Source organism: Streptomyces sp. 796.1 (assembly GCF_047525675.1).
In the GTDB taxonomy this organism is placed as follows: Bacteria; Actinomycetota; Actinomycetes; order Streptomycetales; family Streptomycetaceae; genus Streptomyces.
In genome coordinates this window covers 1-19481 of the sequence record NZ_JBLIWA010000064.1, presented here as the reverse complement: position 1 = coordinate 19481, position 19481 = coordinate 1, and the positions used below count along the sequence as shown (strand labels likewise).

At 73.0% G+C, this 19481-nt stretch carries 17 protein-coding genes and 2 tRNA genes; 8 read left to right on the top strand and 11 right to left on the bottom strand.

All coding sequences use genetic code 11. The features are described 5' to 3' along the window. Nucleotides 1-42: 42 nt before the first annotated feature. Nucleotides 43-837: a FadR/GntR family transcriptional regulator gene (locus tag ACMA1D_RS30110; RefSeq protein ID WP_414727155.1), complete on the bottom strand. Its 795-nt coding sequence runs from the start codon at nucleotides 835-837 to the stop codon at nucleotides 43-45. A gap of 100 nt (nucleotides 838-937) precedes the next feature. Next, nucleotides 938-1011, bottom strand: a tRNA-Lys gene (locus tag ACMA1D_RS30105). Between the two features lie 640 nt (nucleotides 1012-1651). Between ACMA1D_RS30105 and ACMA1D_RS30100 the strand changes: the two genes are divergently transcribed. The 4 genes from ACMA1D_RS30100 to ACMA1D_RS30085 all read left to right on the top strand — a co-directional run bounded on the left by ACMA1D_RS30100 (nucleotide 1652) and on the right by ACMA1D_RS30085 (nucleotide 5955). Further along, nucleotides 1652-2839: a peptidoglycan-binding protein gene (locus tag ACMA1D_RS30100; protein ID WP_414727154.1), complete on the top strand. Its 1188-nt coding sequence runs from the start codon at nucleotides 1652-1654 to the stop codon at nucleotides 2837-2839. Between the two features lie 417 nt (nucleotides 2840-3256). Beyond that, nucleotides 3257-4321, top strand: a complete 1065-nt coding sequence (locus ACMA1D_RS30095) for an SPFH domain-containing protein (RefSeq protein WP_414727153.1) — start codon at nucleotides 3257-3259, stop codon at nucleotides 4319-4321. A gap of 94 nt (nucleotides 4322-4415) precedes the next feature. Beyond that, nucleotides 4416-5237 (top strand): nucleoside/nucleotide kinase family protein, encoded by an 822-nt coding sequence (locus ACMA1D_RS30090; protein WP_414727152.1) that lies wholly within the window; start codon nucleotides 4416-4418, stop codon nucleotides 5235-5237. A 127-nt stretch (nucleotides 5238-5364) separates the two neighbouring features. Further along, nucleotides 5365-5955 (top strand): lytic polysaccharide monooxygenase, encoded by a 591-nt coding sequence (locus ACMA1D_RS30085; RefSeq protein ID WP_414727151.1) that lies wholly within the window; start codon nucleotides 5365-5367, stop codon nucleotides 5953-5955. A 262-nt stretch (nucleotides 5956-6217) separates the two neighbouring features. On the opposite strand, the gene ACMA1D_RS30080 is transcribed toward ACMA1D_RS30085, so the two are convergent. The 6 genes from ACMA1D_RS30080 to ehuB form a co-directional block, all read right to left on the bottom strand. After that, nucleotides 6218-6291, bottom strand: a tRNA-Lys gene (locus ACMA1D_RS30080). 160 nt (nucleotides 6292-6451) lie between these two features. Next, nucleotides 6452-7213, bottom strand: coding sequence for an IclR family transcriptional regulator (locus tag ACMA1D_RS30075; protein ID WP_349994721.1), 762 nt, complete (start codon nucleotides 7211-7213; stop codon nucleotides 6452-6454). A gap of 347 nt (nucleotides 7214-7560) precedes the next feature. Next, nucleotides 7561-8364: an ectoine/hydroxyectoine ABC transporter ATP-binding protein EhuA gene (gene ehuA / locus ACMA1D_RS30070; protein ID WP_414727150.1), complete on the bottom strand. Its 804-nt coding sequence runs from the start codon at nucleotides 8362-8364 to the stop codon at nucleotides 7561-7563. Then, the gene (gene ehuD / locus ACMA1D_RS30065) at nucleotides 8354-9004 is read right to left on the bottom strand and encodes an ectoine/hydroxyectoine ABC transporter permease subunit EhuD (protein ID WP_349994719.1); all 651 of its coding nucleotides are present in this window, start codon (nucleotides 9002-9004) and stop codon (nucleotides 8354-8356) included. The genes ehuA and ehuD overlap by 11 nt, the downstream gene beginning before the upstream one ends. Continuing rightward, complete coding sequence (ehuC, locus tag ACMA1D_RS30060) at nucleotides 9001-9804, bottom strand: ectoine/hydroxyectoine ABC transporter permease subunit EhuC (RefSeq protein ID WP_414727149.1); 804 nt, start codon at nucleotides 9802-9804, stop codon at nucleotides 9001-9003. The genes ehuD and ehuC overlap by 4 nt, the downstream gene beginning before the upstream one ends. Next, entirely contained in the window at nucleotides 9801-10715 is a 915-nt protein-coding gene (gene ehuB / locus ACMA1D_RS30055) for an ectoine/hydroxyectoine ABC transporter substrate-binding protein EhuB (RefSeq protein ID WP_414727148.1), read from the bottom strand. The genes ehuC and ehuB overlap by 4 nt, the downstream gene beginning before the upstream one ends. A 130-nt stretch (nucleotides 10716-10845) precedes the next feature. On the opposite strand from ehuB, the gene ACMA1D_RS30050 reads away from it, so the two are divergent. Further along, nucleotides 10846-11394: a DUF3830 family protein gene (locus ACMA1D_RS30050; RefSeq protein ID WP_414727147.1), complete on the top strand. Its 549-nt coding sequence runs from the start codon at nucleotides 10846-10848 to the stop codon at nucleotides 11392-11394. Here the strand turns inward: ACMA1D_RS30050 and ACMA1D_RS30045 are convergent. Both ACMA1D_RS30045 and ACMA1D_RS30040 read right to left on the bottom strand, forming a co-directional pair. Then, nucleotides 11375-12805 (bottom strand): amidase, encoded by a 1431-nt coding sequence (locus ACMA1D_RS30045; RefSeq protein ID WP_414727146.1) that lies wholly within the window; start codon nucleotides 12803-12805, stop codon nucleotides 11375-11377. The genes ACMA1D_RS30050 and ACMA1D_RS30045 overlap by 20 nt on opposite strands. Before the next feature lie 248 nt (nucleotides 12806-13053). Next, a complete protein-coding gene (locus ACMA1D_RS30040; RefSeq protein WP_414727145.1) occupies nucleotides 13054-13998 on the bottom strand; it encodes a D-2-hydroxyacid dehydrogenase in 945 nt (314 codons plus the stop codon). 212 nt (nucleotides 13999-14210) lie between these two features. Here ACMA1D_RS30040 and ACMA1D_RS30035 point away from each other — a divergent pair, with 212 nt between their 5' ends. From ACMA1D_RS30035 to ACMA1D_RS30025, 3 genes are all read left to right on the top strand, one after another. Continuing rightward, complete coding sequence (locus ACMA1D_RS30035) at nucleotides 14211-15092, top strand: decarboxylase (RefSeq protein ID WP_414727144.1); 882 nt, start codon at nucleotides 14211-14213, stop codon at nucleotides 15090-15092. Between the two features lie 481 nt (nucleotides 15093-15573). Next, a complete protein-coding gene (locus ACMA1D_RS30030) occupies nucleotides 15574-16290 on the top strand; it encodes a decarboxylase (RefSeq protein WP_414727143.1) in 717 nt (238 codons plus the stop codon). 469 nt (nucleotides 16291-16759) lie between these two features. Further along, complete coding sequence (locus ACMA1D_RS30025) at nucleotides 16760-17848, top strand: LLM class flavin-dependent oxidoreductase (RefSeq protein ID WP_414727142.1); 1089 nt, start codon at nucleotides 16760-16762, stop codon at nucleotides 17846-17848. Between the two features lie 249 nt (nucleotides 17849-18097). Here ACMA1D_RS30025 and ACMA1D_RS30020 read toward each other — a convergent pair. Beyond that, the coding region (locus ACMA1D_RS30020) for a putative bifunctional diguanylate cyclase/phosphodiesterase (protein WP_414727141.1) at nucleotides 18098-19481 on the bottom strand (1384 nt) is incomplete at its 5' end.

Below are 19481 nucleotides of genomic sequence, written 5' to 3'. Positions count from 1 at the left end.
ATCCGCGCAGGTCACGGCCGCGGCAACGATGCCGCGTACGCGTCAGCCCCGCGCCGTACCGCGCCGCTGGCCCGCGCCCCGCGTGCCCGTGCGGGGGCCCGGGGACTGGTGGGGGACGCGGGGTGCGTGCGGCGCGGCGCGCAGGCGGGCGCGGATGTTGCCGAAGTGGTCGCGCACCGCGGCCTCCGCGCGGACCGTGTCGCCGGCGCGGACCGCGGCGAGGATCTCGCGGTGCTGCGCACAGGTCACCGCGGGGTCGGGGACGCCGTCCACCAGATCCGTACGCACCCGGTGGAAGGCGTCCCAGAAGGCTTCGAGCACCTCGCTGAGGAGCTGGTTGTCCAGGCCGCGGTAGAGCGTCGTGTGGAAGGCACGGTCGGTGTCGGCGCGCACCGGGCCGCCCGTCGCCTCCTGCTCCATCCGCCCCACCAACGCCTCCAGCTCGGCCAGGTCACCGTCCGGCACCCGGCCGACCAGCCGGGCCAGCAGGCCGGTCTCCAGGGCCTCGCGCAGTTCGAGGAGTTGGAGCAGGCTGTCCTCACCCCGGTAGTGCCCGGCGACGGTGCGGAACGTCAGGCCCTCGATCATGGGGGCCATCGACATGGGCCCGACATAGGTGCCGAAACCGTGCCGGACCTCCACGATGCCCATCGCCTGGAGCGCCTTCAGGGCCTCGCGCACCGAGTTCCGGCTGACGCCCATCAGCTCCATCAGCTCGGTCTCGGTGGGCAGCGGCGCCCCGGAGGGCAGGCGCCCGTAGATGATCAGCCGCTTGATGCGTTCCTGGATGTCGCTCGCCACTCCGCGACCGTGCACCGCCACCTCCGATGGGACCATCCCGGGCCGCGTGGGCCGGGGGACCGGCGTGGCCGGCCGCGAGGACTACGGAACGACTGTGGGCCCTCTCGCCGATGACGAGAAGGCCCACAGTGTGACGTGCGCCGCCAGGGACTCGAACCCCGGACCCGCTGATTAAGAGTCAGCTGCTCTAACCAACTGAGCTAGCGGCGCTCGCTGACATCGAAAATCTTACCCGACGCTGGAGCGTGCTTTCGACCGCGTTTCCGCCGGTCGCCGCCGCGCACCGCTGGTGGGGCCCGCCGGGGCGGTCGGCGCGGGAATCGGCCGGCCCTGCGCGTGGCCCGTACGAGGGGTGCGTACGAGGGGTGTGTGCGGGGCGGGGTGAAGGCGGGCGGTAAGGGTGCGCCGTATGGGGGGCGGCCGTGTGGGCGGGCCGGATTCCCTGGAATTCCCGGATTCCTCGGATTCTGCGGGACCGCCCGGCGCCGGTCCGCTGGCCGCGTTCCGCCGGTCGTGTTCCGCCGCTCGTGTTCCGTGGGCCGTGCGGTCGGATTCTGGTTTTCCGCCGGTGCCTGCGTTCGGCGGCTGACCTTTTCTTTTGTGATGCGGAACACGTTCGGTGATTCGGCCGGGCTGACCCCTCTGTATTTCCTTGGCCCTGCGAGTGCGCAGCCCCGCACTCGTCCCCCTGCGGGGTGCGAATCGGGTGCGGTGGATCCGGCATCGCGAAGGGCATTGGTCCGTGGTTGACGTCAGATGCCCAGTCAACATGCGATATGTCCGAGTGGTTGAGAGGCTGAGGTGCCGCCAGCCGTGCGGCGAGATGTTCTTCGGCCCGGAAGGAATGGATATGTCAGCGCCGATATTCGAGGCGTACCAGCCACCGACCGACTGCCCGTGCGCCGGCTGCGTCGAGCACCGTCGGACGCAGCCGCACCGGGCGCCCCTGCGCGCCGGTGGCCATCCGGCCGCGCACGGCGTGCGCCGGGCCGCGGTCTGGGTGGCCGCGGCCGGGGCCGTGCTCGGCGGCACCGGACAGGAGGCCGTCGCGGCCGACCGCACCGCTGGCCGGGCCCCGGCGGACGGGCCCGCCGCCGCGTTATGGGGCGCGGCCGGGGAGCCGCTGCGACCAGCCGTGGGCGAGCTCCTCGCGGTCGGTGAGCCGGTGGAGCCGGAGGCAGATGCGCTGGTCGGGGGCGGAGAAACGGCAGAGCCGGCCGTGGGCGCGCGGGCCGCGGCCGACATGCCGCAGGGCGATCCGGGCCCGCCCAGCAGGAGGGGCGGCGGCGTCGGCGTCGGGGTCTACGTGGACACCGGACGGCCGCCCGGGCCGTCCGTCGCCGCGGTCGCTCCCCGCACCATCACCCGCGCCGAGATCCTGGAGCGCGCCCAGCGCTGGGTGGACCTGCGGATGCCGTACAGCATGGACGACTACGCCGCCGACGGATACCGGCAGGATTGTTCGGGCTTCATCGCCATGGCCTGGAACCTGGGCAGCAACCAGTGGACCGGCAGCCTTCCCGCCTTTGCCGAACGGATTTCCCGGGACGAACTCAGGCCCGGCGACATCCTGCTCTTCCACGACCCGGAGAGCGCCACCGATTCCCATGTGACGCTCTTCGGCGGCTGGCTCGACGACGCCGAGAGCCAGTACCTCGCCTATGAACAGACCCGCCCGCACACCATCAAACGGGCGACCCCGTATGCCTATTGGAATAACTCCAGCAAATACCTGGCGTACCGCTATCGAGGCGTACGCGAGGTCGGCAGCCCGGGATCTCCGGGCCGCGCTCAGCAGGGCCGTGCCTTTCCCGGTTCCCGCTACTTCAGGCCCGGCCGGAGCAGTGCCCACGTGACCCGGCTCGGTCGGCAACTGGTGCGCAAGGGCTTCGGCCGGCACTACGCGCGGGGCCCCGGCCGCCGCTGGTCGGAGAGCGACCGCCGCAATGTCGAGGCGTTCCAACGCGCCCAGGGCTGGCGGGGCTCCGACGCCAACGGCTACCCGAGCCCAAAGACCTGGCGCCGCCTCTTCTCCTGAGCCCGCGCCCGCTCCCCTGAGCCCGTGCCCGCGCCGGCCCCGGTCGCCCGTGTGCGGGTACGGGCCGTCGGCCGAGTGGGTGATGTCGCCGGTGACCGACGGGCTGGGGCGATCGACGGCGCACGGCGCGGCGGGCGTGGGGTGTGAGCAACGGGAGCTGAGCAGTGGGGCAGTGGGGGCTGACGGGAATGGGGGAGCGGACTGGGCGGATGAGTGACGGAGAGGGCGATGAGGTCCAACGAATCCATGACGCGACCGATAGGGCAGCCGGCGACGGTCACGGTTCCGGCGGCGGCGAGTACACCATCGCGTGCGGCGCCGGCGGCGAGCACGCAACCGGGTGCGACGCCGCGTACGGGTATGTCGCGTCCGGGCATGCGGCGTCCGGGCACGCCGCGTCCGGGCACGGTTCCGGTGGTGGGCTCCGGTGCCGGAACCGGCCTGGTGCCCGAGCGGGACGCCGCGGGGGGCAGCGTGCGGGAGGGCGCCGTACGGACCGTTGCCCCGGGCGGACGGTGCGACGAGCTGCCGCGGGAGCGGCCCGCGCGGGCCGTACTGCCGGGCTGGTGCGCGCTGCTGGTCGGCAGTACGGCGCTGACCTGCACCGGCGCGCTGCTGTGGGGGACCGGGCTGCTGCCCGGGTGGGCCACCGGCGCGGTCCGGCTGCCGGCCCGCCCGGGCGCCACCGCCCCGGCCTGGGCCTGGGCGATCCTCGGCCCCGCCGGCGTCCTCGCCCTGTTCGCCTTCGGCGGTCTGACCCGCGGCCGGGTGGGGAGCGCCAGGGTGCTGAGCCGGTGCGGGCGCTACCGCGGCACCGCACGCCGAACGGGCCTGATGTGGATCAACCCGCTGCTGCTCCGCCGCCGGGTGGACATACGCCTGCGGCACTGGCGCAGCGAACCGATACCGGTGCTGGACGCGCACGGCGTTGACCTGCGCGCGGTGGTCCTGGTCGTCTGGCAGGTCAGGGACACCGCCCGGGCCGTGCTCGCGGTCGACGACCACACCACCTACCTGCGCGAACAGGTCGAGGCCACGCTGGCCGGCGTCCTCTCCCGACTACCGGCCGACGCGTACGGCGACCTACCGAACCCGCCCCGCGACCCCGCGCCCCGCTCCGCCCCCACCGCCCTGCGCGACGCCGATGCGGTCGGCGAGGCCCTGACCCGGGTGCTGGCGGCGCGCTGCGCACCGGTGGGCCTGACGATCTTCTCCGTACAGCCGGTCAGCCTGCGGTACGCCCCGGGCGTCGCCGCCGCGATGCGGCGCGGCCAACTCGCCGCGCTGGACGCCGGGCACCGGGACGGCGTGCTGGCCCCGGTGGCGGACGCGGTGGACGACACGGTGCGCCGCCGCACCTCGCGCGGCCCGGTGGAACGCGCCGACGACGCGCGCAAGGCCCTGGTCAAGGACCTGAAGGCGGCCTTCCGCCTGGCGCCCCGCGGTCCCGCCCCGCACCCACCGCACCCCCCACACCCGTAACGCCAGCCCCGGCAGCAGCCACCCCGGAGCCGCCCGGCTGCCCGTACCTCACCACCCGCAGCCCCCGGGGAGCTGCCCGCTACCGTCCCCTCCCATGGCTTCCGATTCCGTACCCCTGGACGTTCCCGCGCTCGCCGCCGTGGCCTGGGCGCTGGTGGCCGGGCCCGAGCGCCCGCCCGCCACACCGGCCCGCCCGGCGACCGGCCCGGCACCCGCGCTGACCGACCCGGCAACACCTTCACCCACCGAGCCGGCGGCTTCCGCGCCCACCGACCCGCAGCCCGCCCGTACGCCGGTCGCGCGGCGCCCCGCCCGGCGCGTGGTGGGGATCGCGGGGGCGCCGGGGGCCGGGAAGTCGACCTTGGCGCGGGCGCTGGTCGCCGCGGTGGAGGAGCGGTACGGGGCGGGGACGGCGGCCTATCTGCCGTTGGACGGGTTCCACCTGTCCAACGCGCAGTTGGCCCGGCTCGGCCTGACCGACCGCAAGGGCTCGGCGCCGAGCTTCGACGCCTGGGGGTACGCGGCCCTCCTGGAGCGGGTGGTCCGCCAGGAGCAGCACGAGATCTACGTACCCGACTACGACCGGACGCTGCACGAGCCGGTCGCCGCCCGACACCTGGTGCCACCGACGGCCCGACTGGTGATCACCGAGGGGAACTACCTCGCCTGCGACGCCCCGGGCTGGCGCGAGGCGCGGCGGTCGCTGGCCGCGCTCTGGTACCTGGAGACCGCCGATGACGTACGGGAACAGCGGCTGGTGGAGCGCCAGTTGGCGGGCGGGAAGGACGCGGCGCAGGCCCGGGCCTGGGTCGCGGGGAACGACCGTCCCAACGGTGAACTGATCAAGGAATCGAGGTGGCGGTGCGACCGCATCCTCGTGCCGTTTGGTATGGACATGCTCAATTGGCGGGACTAGTCTGCGCCTTGGTCTAGACCGCACCCACCACCCCTCATCCGTACGAGCCCCAGCACCCCCCGCGCACCACTTCACGCACGCCAGATCAACCCCCACGCACTCCCCACACGCTTGTCAGGAGCCAAGCATGCGTAAGAAGATCAGTGCGGCCATCCTCGGGCTTGGCATCGCGGGCGCATCGGTCCTGGTGACCGGCGGGACCGCCAGCAGCCACGGCTACACCGACAGTCCGCCGAGCCGGCAGATCCTGTGCGCCCAGGGCAAGGTCAAGAACTGTGGCCAGATCCAGTGGGAGCCGATGAGCGTCGAGGGCCCGAAGGGCTTCCCGTCGCGCGGCCCCGCCGACGGCAAGATCTGCGCCGGTGCCGACGCCCGGTGGTCCCCGTTGGACGACCCGCGCGGCGGCAAGTGGCCGGCCACGAAGGTCACCTCCGGCCAGAGCCTCAACCTCAACTGGCGGATCCCGGTGCCGCATTCCACCACCGACTTCCGCTACTACCTCACCAAGGAAGGGTTCGACCCGACGCAGCAGGTGACCCGGGCCAACCTGGACCTCGAACCGTTCCTCACCGTCCCCTACCGCGGCCGGCAGCCCTCGACGAACACCAGTCACCCGGCGACCCTGCCGCACCGCACCGGCAAGCACGTCCTCGTCTCGGTCTGGACGATCAATGACACGGGCAACGCGTTCTACGCCTGCTCGGACGTCGAGTTCTAGGACCGGATTCGGCATTCGGCCGGGCTGAGGGCGGGACCTCGGCACGGCCCACCCGGGTCGTGCAGCCCGGCACGGCCGCTGGCTGGCCGGCCCCCGTGACCCGTCGGCCGGTGGCACGCGCAGCCGGAGCCCCCGCGGGGTTCCGGCCCCCACCGCGAGGGGGATTCCGGGCCCGCCCCGCCCCGGGCGGGTCCGGAATCGGCGCCGCACGCACAACGAGGGGCCTTCGGATTGCTCCGAAGGCCCCTCGTGTCATGCACGGTGCGCCGCCAGGGACTCGAACCCCGGACCCGCTGATTAAGAGTCAGCTGCTCTAACCAACTGAGCTAGCGGCGCGCGCTGACAAGAACCATCCTACCTGCCTTCCGGGGGTGCTCAGGACCACCCCGCTCCGGCCCCCACCTGCTGCGATCCCGTCCGGCCGCGACCTGCGGCGCTGCCGGCCCGGGCGCCGCCGACGAACCTCCGGCCGTCGCCGGCCGGAGCCGCCGCGGAGCTAGAGCGTGAGCGACAGCAGCACCGGGGCGGCCTCGCGGTTCAGCGCGTACGCCGCCTGCTTCAACCGGTGGGCGTGCTCGACCGGCAGCGACAGGGCCAGACAGCCGACCGCGCGGCCCGCGGTGATCGGCACGGCCGCACACACGGTGCCCACCGCGTACTCCTGGAGGTCGAGCACCGGCACCGTCGCCGGCTGGCTGTCCAGCTTGCTGAAGAGCACCCGCTCGTTGGTCGTGGTGCGCGAGGTCAGCCGGACGATCTTGTGGCGCGAGAGGTGGTCGCGCCGCATGTTCTGGTCGAGCTGGATCAGCAGGCACTTGCCGACCGCGCTGGCGTGGGCCGCGGATCTGAAATCGAACCACTCGTTGACCCGGGGCGCGTCCGGACCGTCGGCGTACTGCGTGATCTTCACCTCGCCGTCGATGTACCGGCTGATGTAGACCGCGGCGCCGACCGTGTCGCGCAGGATGGTCAGCGTGCGCTGGAGCTTGGCGTGCAGCGCCTGGTGGCGGTCCGCGCCCGTGCCGCCGAGCAGCAGGAGCGCCTCGCCGCTGACGTAGGCGCCGTCACTTGTCTGTTCCACGTACCCCTCGCGACGCAGCATCGCCAACAGGTGGGCGAGCTGGGCGCTCGATACGTCGAGGCGGCGTGTGAGTTCCACGTCGGAAACGCCGCTGGAGTGCTTGGAGACCATCTCCAGCACTCGGAGGGCATGCCGTACCGAGTGCTGTGGGGCGGTCGGCTCGGGCTTCGGCGCCACGGTTTCCCCCTACCAGGTTGTGACCGCTTGCGGTGTTGCTGTCGCTGCTGGTCACGGCCTTCGGGCGGAGCTTGGCGCGGTCCGGGCAGCGGAGCTTCGTACCACGATAGCCGGCAAGCGGTGGCCATGACGGGGGTGTTGGGTGAATTGCTGACGCCCGCCACCCGGCTCAGCAGGAATTCACCACGGGGGCATATGCCGCTGGCATGAATTCGATCAACTGCCCGGAGGGTCCGCCGCGTTGGCACCCGCAGGACGCGGCGGTCCCTTCCGAAAGCGACGCCCGCCGGGGCGCGCCAGGCGAGCCCCCGGGCCGCGCCCTGCACGGCCCCGAGCCGCGCGCAGCGCTACAGCACCGCGCTCAGGAACTCCCGGGTGCGCTCGTGCTCCGGCTCGCTGAAGATCTTCTCCGGCGACCCGGACTCGATCACCCGCCCGGCGTCGAACATCAGCACGTCGTCCGAGATGTCACGGGCGAAGTTCATCTCGTGCGTCACGCACACCATGGTGATGTCCGTCGTGTGGGCCAGGTCGCGCAGCACGTCGAGGACGCCCGCCACCAGCTCCGGGTCGAGCGCCGAGGTCACCTCGTCGAGCAGCAGCACCTGCGGGCGCATGGCCAGGGCTCTGGCGATGGCCACCCGCTGCTGCTGGCCGCCGGAGAGCTGGGTCGGGTAGGCGTCGCACTTGTCGCCGAGGCCGACCAGGTCGAGGAGTTCGCGGGCGCGCTGCTCGGCCTCGTCCTTGTCTAGACCCAGCACGTGCACCGGGGCCTCGGTGATGTTGCGCAGCACCCGCATGTTGGGGAACAGGTTGAACTGCTGGAAGACCATGCCGATCTTCTTGCGCACCTCGCGGGTGTGCTTCTCGCCCGCCGGGACCAACCTGCCGTTCTTCGGCTCGTGCGTCAGGTAGTCGCCGTCGACCCTGATGGTGCCCTCGTCGGGCTTGATCAGCGTCATCAGCAGCCGCAGGATCGTCGTCTTGCCCGATCCGGAGGGGCCGATCAGCGTCACGTGCTTGCCGGAGGCGACCGTGAAGTCCAGGTCGTCCAGGACGGTGTTGGCGCCGAAGCGCTTGGTGACCTTGTCGAAGCGGATCAGCTCGGAGCCGTCGACAGCGGGGTTCGGGGTGGGGGCTTCAGTGGCCAAGACGACGCTCCAGGGCTCGCATCAACAAGGATGCCGGGTACGAAATGAGGATGAAGGCGATGCCGACCATCGTGTAGGGCTCGATGTACTGGAACGAGGTGGCGCCCTCGGACCTGGCCTTCTGCAACATGTCGGCGACGCCGATCAGCGCGATCATCGGGGAGTCCTTCAGCATCGCGATGACGTAGTTGCCGAGGGCCGGCACCACGCGCCGCACGGCCTGCGGCAGGATCACCACGAACCAGGTACGGCCGCGCGAGAGGTTGAGCGCGGTCGCCGCCTCCCACTGGCCGGCCGGCACGCCGTCGATGCCCGCGCGGTAGACCTCGGCGACGTAGGTGGAGTAGTGCAGGCCGAGCGCGATCACGCCGGTGGTGAGCGCGGAGAACTTGATGTCCCAGGTCGGCAGCACCCAGTAGAAGAAGAAGAGCTGCACGAGCAGCGGCGTGTTGCGGATGAACTCCACGAAGACGCCCACCGGCCAGCGCACGAAGCGGGTCGGCGAACGGAAGGCCATCGCCCACACCAGGCCGAGCGCGAAGGCGAGCACCGAGCCGAGCGCGGTGGCCTCCAACGTGATGAGCAGCCCGTCGAGCAGCTCCGGCAGGAAGTCCTTGGCGACGTTCCAGTCCCAGGTCACTTGGCGCCCCCCGAGGCTGCTGCGGCCGGCTTGCCCGTCGCCGCGCGGGCCGCGGTGCGGTTCGCCGCGGCACCGGCCGGCGTACCCGCCGCCGCGCGGCCCGTACGCCGGATGCCGACCTTGGCCAGCAGGCCGTCACCGGGCGGCGGCGCCTGCCCGATGCTCGCCTTGGCCTTGCGCTCAAGGAGTCGCATCAGCCGGGTCAGGACGAAGGCCAGGACGAAGTAGAGGGCCAGGACGATGGAGTAGATCTCCAGGCTGTCGCCGGTCGCCAGCCGGGAGAGCTGGGCGGCGAAGGTGATGTCGGCCACGCTCACGGCCGAGACCAGCGCGGTCGCCTTGAGCAACTCGATCAGCAGGTTGTTGAACGGCGGGATCATCTCGGGTACGGCCTGCGGCAGCACCACCCGGCGCATCCGCTGCGCGGGCGAGAAGCTGAGCGCGATGGCCGCCTCCCGCTGCGCCGGCGCGACCGCGGCGATGGCGCCCCGGACGATCTCGGAGCCGTACGCGCCGTACGTCAGGCCGAGCGCGAGCACCGCGGCCCACATCGGCACGAGCTGGAACTCGAAGCCCAGTGGCATCACGAAGAACAGCCAGAACATCAGCACCAGGGCCGACGTGCCGCGGAAGACCTCGACGTAGAAACCGGTGAGGAAGCGGACGATCCACAGCCGCGAGGTGCGCGCCATGCCCACGCCGAAGGCGACCAGGACCGCGAACACCGCGCTGTAGAGCGTGAGTTGGATGGTGATCCAGATTCCGGGGAGCAGCCAGTGCTCCCACAGTCCCGCGGTCATGCGCACAACTCCTCGGCCGTGAGGTCGGTCATCTCGACCTCGGTGAAACCGAACGGCCGCACGATTCGCAGGAGTTCGCCGCTCTTCTTCAACTTGTGCAGTTCGACGTTGAACGCGTCCCGCAGCTTGGTCTCCTCCGGCCGGAAGGCGAAGCCGCCGGCGCCGATGGCCGGCTTGCCGTCGGCCCCCTTGGGCTGGAACGGCTCGGTGGCCTCCGCCTTGCGGCTGTGCCGCTGGTTGACCACGTTGTGCACGGTCACGGTGGTCCCGGCGAAGACGTCCACCCGGCCCTGCTCGACCGCGAGCAGCCCGGCGAGCTGGTCGGGCAGCACGGTGATCGAGGAGCGTTTGACCCCGGCGGCCACGGCGTAGTCGATCTCGGCGTACGCGGTGCCGCTGGCCATCCTCGCGCCGGTGCGCACGATGTCCTCGTAGCTGTGCAGGTTCTTCGGGTTCCCCTTGGCCACGATGAACGCGTCGCGCATCTGGTAGTCGGGGTCGGAGAAGATCACCTGTTCGCAGCGGGTCGGGTTGATGTACATCCCCGCCGACACCACGTCGAACTGCTGGGAGCGCAGCCCCGGGATGAGCGAGGAGAACTCGGTGGGCACCGGCTGTACGCTGCCGACCCCCAGCCGCTTGAAGATCGTCCTGGCGATCTCCGGGGCCTCCCCGGTGAACTCGCCGTCCTTGTCGATGTAACCGAAGGGGATCTCACCGGCGATTCCCAGCCGCACCGTGCCCTGGGACCGCAACCGGTCCAGCAGGTTCCCCCCGTCCTTGGCGTCAGCGCTGGAGACCCGGCTACAGCCGACCGCCCCCAGCAGCCCCAGGGCGGCACCGCCGGCGAGCAGCGAGCGCCGCGCCAACCCTTTTCCGTTTCTGTCGTCGTTCCGTCGTGGTCGAGCCATGGGCGCGCGGCTACCCGAGTTGGCCGAAGTTATGCGAATTGTTTCCGGCCCTTGACGCAGCCGGCAGACAGGCCGTGACCTGGATTCTTGCGGCACGATGGATTCCGGAACGCGAGGAGAGGAGCAGTCGGTGACCGACCGGTTCGTGGAAGTCTCACTCGACAAGCGCGGCGTGCGCTGCACCGCCAAGCTGCTGACCGACCGCGCACCCCACACCTGCGACGCCGTGTGGAACGCCCTGCCCCTGGGCGGCGACGTCTACCACGCCAAGTACGCGCGCAACGAGATCTACACCCTGCTACCGCCGTTCGCCGCACAGGAACCACCCCTGGAGAACCCCACCATCACCCCCATCCCGGGCGACCTGTGCTACTTCACCTTCAGCCAGACCCAGTTGGGCACCGCCTCCTACGGCTACGAGGCGGCCAGGGCGGCGACCGCCCGCGCCGCCGGCACCGCCCCGGCGCCCGCGGCGCCCGCAGCCCCCGGCCCGTCACAACTGGTGGACCTGGCCCTCTTCTACGAGCGCAACAACCTGCTGATCAACGGCGACGCCGGCTGGGTGCCCGGCATCGTGTGGGGCGCGGTCGTGGACGGGCTGGACCGGATGGCCGACGCCTGCCAGGACCTGTGGCGGGCCGGCGCGCTCGGCGAGACCCTCAGCTTCCGGCGGGCCTAGCGGCGGCCGAGCCCGGCGCCGGCGGCCGTACCCCCTCGGCCAGGCCCGCCCCGTACAGTGCGTGCGCGGCGCGCAACACCAGCGCGTCCGCGTGCCGGGCCGCCACCAACTGCACCCCGATCGGCAGCCCGCCGGCGGTCAGCCCGCAGGGCAGCGTCGCGGCCGGCTGCTGGGTGAGGTTGAACGGGTACGTGAACGGCGTCCACCCCGTCCACCTGCGGCCCGGCCAGCCGGGCGGCACCTCGACCCCGGCCGCGAAGGCCGGGATCGGCAGCGTCGGGGTGACCAGCAGGTCGTACCGGGAGTGGAAGCGGCCCATCTCCCGGCCGAGCGCCATCCGCGCGTCGACCGCGGCCAGATAGTCCAGGGCGCTGTACGCGGCGCCCTGCGCGCACACCTCGCGCAGCCCCGGGTCGAGCAGCGCCCTGTGCTCCGCGTCCAGCGGCTGCACGACGCGCGCGGCGCCGCTGAACCACAGCACGTGGAACGCCTCCACCGGGTCGGCGAACCCCGGGTCCGCCTCCTCCACCACGGCCCCGAGGTCGGCCAGCAGCGTCACCGCCCGCCGCACCGCCGCCGCCACCTGTGGATCGACGCGGGCGCCGCCGATGGTGGGCGCGAAGGCCACCCGCAGCCCGGCCAGCGGCTGGTCGATGGCGGCCCGGAAGTCGTCGACCTGCGGCGCGGCCTGGGACCAGTCCCGCCAGTCGGGGCCGCTGATCACCGCCATCAGCAGCGCCGCGTCCGCCGCGTCGCGGGTGATCGGGCCCACGTGCGAGAGCGTCCCGAACGGGCTGGCCGGATACAGCGGCACCCGCCCGTAGGTGGGTTTGAGCGCGAAGACGCCACAGAAGGAGGCCGGGATGCGGACCGATCCGCCGCCGTCGGTGCCCAGGCTCAGTGGCCCGGCCCCCCAAGCCACCGCAGCCGCGCTGCCCCCGCTGGAACCGCCGGAGGTGAGCGCCGGGTCGTACGGATTGCCGGTGACGCCGTCCTTGGGGCTGTCGGTCACGCCCTTCCAGCCGAACTCGGGCGTGGTGGTCTTGCCCAGGAAGACCGCACCGTGCTCGCGCAGCCTGGCCACCGCCGGCGCGTCCTCCGCCCACGGCCCCCGTACGGGAAGGGTGAGCGAGCCGCGTAGCGTCGGCCCGCCGCGCAGCAACAGCATGTCCTTGACGGAGACCGGGACCCCGTCGAGCAGCCCGCGCGGCTCCCCGCGCGCCCAGCGCGCCGCGGACTCGCCGGCCGCGTGCAGCGCCTCCTCGGCATCGACCCGGGTGAACGCGTTGACCAGCGGCTGGATCGTGGCGATCCGGTCCAGCACGGCACGGACGACCTCCACCGGCGAGACGGTGCGTGCCGCGTAGCCCTCGATGAGTTGAACGGCTTTCAGGTCACACAGATCGGTCATCGGGCCCTCCGGTCCCCCTCACGCGTCCGGTGGCACCGGTCGGGCCACCGCTGGGTGGTGCGTGGTCGTCGGCACCGGCCCCGTGGTGGGGGCGGGCGCGGGTGCGGTCCTCGGTGCGTACGGGTGGGGTCGTCGGCGCGGGCACGGGCCCGGTCGGCGATGGGCCCGCGGGCGTCGTGGTGGGGACGGGCCGGGTGCCGATCGCCGCGGGCCGCGTCGCGGCGGGTACGGGCGCCAGCCCCGCCCCCTCACCCCGGGACATAGCCGAGCCGCTTGTCGACCACGTTGAACAGTGGCTCGCCCGCGGCCCACCGGTCGAAGTTGTCCTGGAACTGGCGGGCCAGGTCATCGCGCCAGCCGACGGTGTCACCGCTCATGTGCGGCGAGACCAGCAGCCCCGGGGTGTCCCACAGCGGGCTGTCGCCGGGCAGCGGCTCCTGCTCGAAGACGTCCAGCGCGGCCCCGGCGATGCGCCGCTCAAGCAGCGCCGACCGCAGTGCATCGGTCACCACCAGCGGGCCGCGCCCCACGTTGACGAAGTACGCCGAGCGGGCCATGCGGGCGAACGCCGCGCGGTCGAAGAGGCCGCGTGTGGCGGGCGTCAGCGGCGCCGCGCACACCACCCAGTCGGCGGCGGGCAGCAGATCGTCCAGTTCGGCCACGCCCCGCACGCCCGCGCGCGCGGTGCGGCCCACCCACTCCACCTCCACGTCGAGCCCGCGCAGCGTCTGCCCGATCGCCCGGCCGATCGGCCCGGCGCCCACCACCACCGCCCGGGTGCCGGCCAGCCGCCGGGTCTCCCGGTGCTGCCAGCGGCGTTGCCGGTGCAGCTCCCAGGTGCCGGCCAGGTCCTTCGCGAAGGCGAGCACGAGCGCGCCCACGTACTCGGCGATCGGCTGGTCGAAGACGCCGCGCGCGTTGGTCAGCACGGTGTCCGAGTCGACCAGGGCGGGGAAGAGCAGCCGGTCGACGCCGGCGCTCGCGGTGTGCACCCAGGTGGGGCGCGGCCCCGCCCCCGGCCACGCGTCGCGCACCGCGTCCGAGAGGAAGTCCCACACCAGCAGCACGTCCGCGTGCGGCAGCAGCGCCGGCAGCGTGGCCGCGTCGCTGACCTGGACCCGGGCCCGGCCGGCGAGCCGGTCCAGCCGTACCGGGGGAGTATCGCCGAGCACGACGACGTTGATTTCAGACATGGGCACAAAACCGTTCCGAAACGTCGATGAGACGGGCGGGTGAGTCGCTTCGTCAGACACCGGAGATATGAGGATTGACCACGCTAGGCACCAGAAACTACCGTCGTCAACAGCAGCACTTATCCCGACGTCCCGGCATTCACCGGCTCTCTTTCCCTTGGCCGAAAAGGCCATGGCCCGGCGTTCCTAGTCGTTCCTAGTGGGGGCTCGAAATGGACGTCTCTTTTCTGGGTGGTCCACAGCCGCAGCGCGGTGTGGGCGTGGTGGCACCATTCGACTTCGCGCTCGACCGCGAACTGTGGCGCTGGGTTCCGGATGAGGTGTCACTGCACCTGACCAGGACGCCGTACGTGCCGGTCGAGGTGAGCTTGGACCTGGCCCGGATGGTCAGCGAGCACGAGACGCTGCACGCGGCGGTGCAGGCGCTGTGCGCCGTCGCGCCCGAGGTCGTCGCGTACGCGTGCGCGTCGGGCAGTTTCGTGGGTGGGGTGCCGGGCGAGCGGGCCATGTGCGCGGCGATGACCCGGGCCGGCGACGTGCCCTCGCTGACCACGTCGGGCGCGCTCCTCGCGGCCCTCGACGAACTCGACGCCCGTCGCATCGCCCTCGTCACGCCGTACACGAAGTCGGTCACCGACGCGCTGGAGGACTACGTGGCCGAGGCCGACATCGCCGTCGTCGGCCGCGCCTACCTCGGGCTGACGGGGGAGATCTGGCGGGTGCCCTACCGGGACGTGGTGGACATGGCCAGGCTGGCGGTGGTCGGCTCGGCCGACGCCCTGTTCATCAGTTGCACCAACCTGCCGACCTACGACGTGATCCCGCAGCTAGAAGCGGAGTTGCGGATGCCGGTGCTGTCCGCGAACCAGGTCACGATGTGGGCCGCGCTGCGGGCCATCGGCGCCCGGGCGGTCGGCCCGTACCAGGCCCTGATCGACCCGTCGGCGCGCACCGGCCCGGTGGCCCTGCCGACCGCCCAGCCGCCCGAGCCCGAGGAGGCGTACGCGAGCCCGACGACCGGCCCCGAGCCGGAGCCCGCCGACCCGGCCGACCCGCCGCAGCCGCCCGACGAGCACGGTGGCCGGCCCTCGTGAGAACCGGCCGGGGCGGGACCGGAGCGGCCGGGGCGGCCGATCCGGCCGCCCGCTGGGGCCGCGCACCGGCCCCGCCGGCCGCCCCCGCGACGACGGCGCGCCACACCGGCGCACGCCAGCGCACGGCCAGCCCCGGGGGCCGGCCGGCGGCAGCCGCCGGTACGGGCCCGCGGGCGGCGACCGCCGGCCGGAACCCGGCCCGGCACCGACCCGCCGCACCACGACCGACCCGCCGCCGCACACCATGCCGCACACAACACGGAGAGCGGATTCCGCTTAGCGCCCCGATTTCCCTCCGGGCACGACCCACGAGGCTTTTTCCGCCGCGCTCGATCGGCGGTCGACTTCGACCGTGCGGTGTGCCGCGCGGCACCCGGGAGCGATTCTCGGCACCGGGTGCCAAAGGGCGGCCGGAACGGAGCCCTGAACTCGCTTTTGGGCGCGCGGCCGGGCAGAAGACATGGCAAACAGGAGGCACCGCGTGACAACCGTCGGTTTTCTTTACCCGGGCCACTCGGCGGAAGACGACTATCCCCGGCTGGAGAAGTTGCTGGGCGGCGATATCCGGCTGCCGCTGGTCCACACCGATATCGGCGAGGACGCGCACCGGGTGGACGCCCTGCGGGAAATGGGATCGGCGGCCCGGCTGGCCGCGGGCGTCGGCGAACTGCGCCGGCGCGGCGCCGCCGCCGTCGTCTGGGCCTGCACCAGCGCCAGCTTCGTCTTCGGTTGGGAGGGCGCGGCGGAACAGGTCCGCGAGCTCGCTGCGACCGCCGGTACGCCCGCCTCCAGCACCTCCTTCGCCTTCGCCCACGCGGCGCGCGCCATCGGCGCCGAACGGGTCGCCGTCGCCGCGACCTACCCGCAGGACGTCGCCGCCCGCTTCACGGAGTTCCTCCGGGCCGCCGGCATCGAGGTCGTCGCCACCCGCGGCAGCGGCATCATCACGGCGGCCGAGGTCGGCACCTGGGGCGAGCCCGAAGTGCTCCGCCTGGCCCGCACCGGCGACCACCCCGCGGCACAGGCCGTGCTGCTCCCCGACACGGCCCTGCACACCGCGGCCCACCTGCCCGCCCTGGAAGCCGCGGTCGGCAAGCCGGTGCTCACCGCCAACCAGGTCACGGCCTGGGAGGGGCTACGCCTCCTGAACCACCCGGTGCGCGCACCGGAACTGGGCCGCCTCTTCGGCGCGGAGTAGAGCCCGGGCGGGACTCTGCGGCCCGTGATCGGCGGTCTGTGGCCTGAGGTTTGACGGCGTATCAGCCTCTGCGGGGGCGCCCCCCACGCGCGCGTGGGCGCGCCCCTGCTCCTTGCCTCCGCAGGGCCGGGTACGGCCGCACGCCCGCGCCCACATGCCTGCCTGAACGGAAGCCCCAACGGACGCGTCAGGCGCGTCGGGGGATGCCCCCACGGATGCGTCAACGGACGCGTCCGTACGGTGCACGCCGGCCGGAGCCGATACGGTGCGCCCGGCGGCGGCGTGCGGCCCTCGGGGCGGCTTGGCGTGCGGGCGGGCGAACCCGGCACGCAGGGCGCACGAATCGATGGGCGCGCGCTCCCGCGAGATGCGGCACGCGGCACCACACATGCGCGGGCCGGGAATAACCGGAGAGCTTCTCCGGTTGCACTCCTCTGCTACGTACGCGACTTCAGGAGGCAGGACGCCGGTGGACACGATTCGAGGAACGGCGAGCGGCACCGCACCCGTACCGCTCTCCGTGCTGGACCTGGCGACCGTGGGCAGTGGGCGGACCGCGAGCGACGCGCTGCGGACCTCGGTCGAGCTGGTCCAACTCGCCGAGCGGCGCGGCTTCCACCGCTACTGGGTGGCCGAGCACCACTCGATGCCGGGCGTCGCCAGCTCGTCCCCCGCGGTCATCCTCGCGCACCTGGCCGCGCACACCGACCGCATCAGGCTCGGCTCCGGCGGCGTCATGCTGCCCAACCACGCGCCGCTGGTCATCGCCGAGCAGTTCGGCACCCTGGAGGCGATGGCGCCGGGCCGGGTCGATCTCGGCCTCGGCCGCGCGCCGGGCACCGACGGGGCGACCGCCGCCGCGCTGCGCCGCTCGGACCGGCTCCAGGAGGGCGCCGACGAGTTCCCGCGCCAACTCGCCGAGCTCACCAAGTTCCTCGACGCGAGCTTCCCCGACGGCCATCCGTACGCGCGCATCCACGCGGTGCCCGGCCCCATCCAGGGCACCGTGCCCGGCGGGGTGCAGTCCACCGACCGGCCGGTGATCTGGCTGCTCGGCTCCAGCGGCTTCAGCGCCCAACTGGCCGGTGCGCTCGGCCTGCCGTTCTCCTTCGCGCACCACTTCTCGGCCGCCAACACCATCCCGGCGCTCGACCTCTACCGCTCCTCCTTCCGCCCCTCGGCCGTCCTGGACGCCCCGTACGCCTCGATCGGGGTCTCCGCGCTCGCCGCCGACGACGAGCGGGAGGCCCGCCGCCAGGTGATGACCGGCGCGCTCTCCATGATCCGGCTCAGGCTCGGGCGGCCCGGCCTGGTGCCCACGCCGGAGGAGGCGGAGGCGCACGCCTTCAGCCCGGCCGAGACGGAGTTCGTGGAGAACCACGTCTCCAACGTCGTCCACGGCACCCCGGACGCGGTCCGGGAGGGCCTGAACCAACTGGTCAAGCGCACCGGCGCGGACGAGCTGGTGATCACCGGCAGCGTGCACGGCAGCGCGGCCCGGCTGCGTTCCTACGAGCTCATCGCGGACGCGTACGAGCTGACGCCGCCGGCTGCTTGATCGCTGCCCACTGCCACTGCCCGTTGCCTTCGGTCGCTGGCTGGCGGCCGGCCACCGGCTCCGGCCGCTGGCTGGCGGCCGTCCGACGGTGGGCTAGCTGCTGCGCGACCACTGGCGACGGGCCCGCCCGGGACGCTTCCGTACGAGACGGGCTCGTGCGAGGCAGGCCCGTACGACACGTCCCGTACGCCACATCCCCGTACGGCATCGGGCCCGCGCCCCGGGGACTCCGGGGCGCGGGCCCGGCGCTCAGCCCGCTTCTCTCAGCATCGCCGAGAGGTGCTCCGGGGCCACCGGGCGGGAGAAGAACCAGCCCTGGCCGGTGTCGCAGCCGATCCGGCCCAGGCGTTCGGCCTGCTCGGCGCTCTCCACGCACTCGGCGGTCACGGTGAGCCCGAGCCGGTGGGCGAGCTGGACCAGTGCCTCCACGATGGTCTCGTCGGCCGGGTTGGGGTGCTCCTCGGCCCGGAAGCCCCGGACGAACGAGCCGTCCAGCTTGAGTGAGGAGACCGGCAGCCGGCTCAGATAGGCCAGGTTGGAGTAGCCGGTGCCGAAGTCGTCGATGGCGATCGTCACCCCCATGTCGCTGAGCTGCTGCAACGCCTGCAAGGGCCGGCCGGCCGAGCCCATCACGGCCGACTCGGTCAGTTCGAGTTGCAGCAGCTCGGGCGGCAGCCCGGTCTCCGCCAGCGTCGCCGCCACGTCCGCGACCAGGTCCGAGTCCCACACCTGCCGCACCGCCACGTTGACGCTGACCCGCACCGGGCGGGCCGGATGGGCCAGTTGCCACTTCCTCGCCTGCCAGCAGGCCGTGGTCAGCACCCAGCGGCCCAGCGGCACGATGGCGCCGTTCTCCTCCGCCAATCCGATGAACCGATTCGGCGCGAGCAGCCCGAACTGCGGGTGCCGCCACCGCACCAGCGCCTCCGCGCCGCGCACCACCCCGTCCTCAAGGCCCACCAGCGGCTGGTAGTCCAGCGTGAACTCGCCCCGCTCGACGGCCTGCCGCAGCGTGCTGGAGAGCGCCTGCCGGGTCATCCGGTGGGCGTTGCGCTCCGGGTCGAACAGCGCCCAACGCGCCTTCCCGTCCGCCTTCGCCCAGTACAGCGTGGTGTCGGCGGCCTGCATCAGGGCGGTGGTGTGCGTGCCGGCCGCCAGCCGCTCCACGACCCCGATGCTGGCCGAGACCGTCAGCCGGTGCCCGGCCACGTCGAACGGCCGCTGGAGCGCCACGAGCAGCGCGTGCGCCAACTCGGTGAGCTGGTCGGTGCCGGTCGACTCGGTCACCAGCAGCGCGAACTCGTCGCCGCCGAGCCGCGCCACCAGGTGCCCGCCGGGCGCGGCGCACTCGGCCAACCGCTGGGCCACCGCGCCGAGCAGCTCGTCGCCGACCCGGTGCCCCAGCGTGTCGTTGATCGCCTTGAACCCGTCCAGGTCGAGGTAGCACAGGCCGACCCGGCCGCTGCGGTGCGGTGCCCCCTGGCCGGGCGCCGTACCCGTACTCGCGCCCGCGCGGGCGCCGTCGGCGGCGCGCGGGCCCTTGGCGCCGCGCTGGCCGTCGAGCGCGCGCCGGTGCCCGTCGGCCAGCGGCTCCCGACCGCCGCCCTGCGGATGGCCCGCCGCCGGGGCCGGC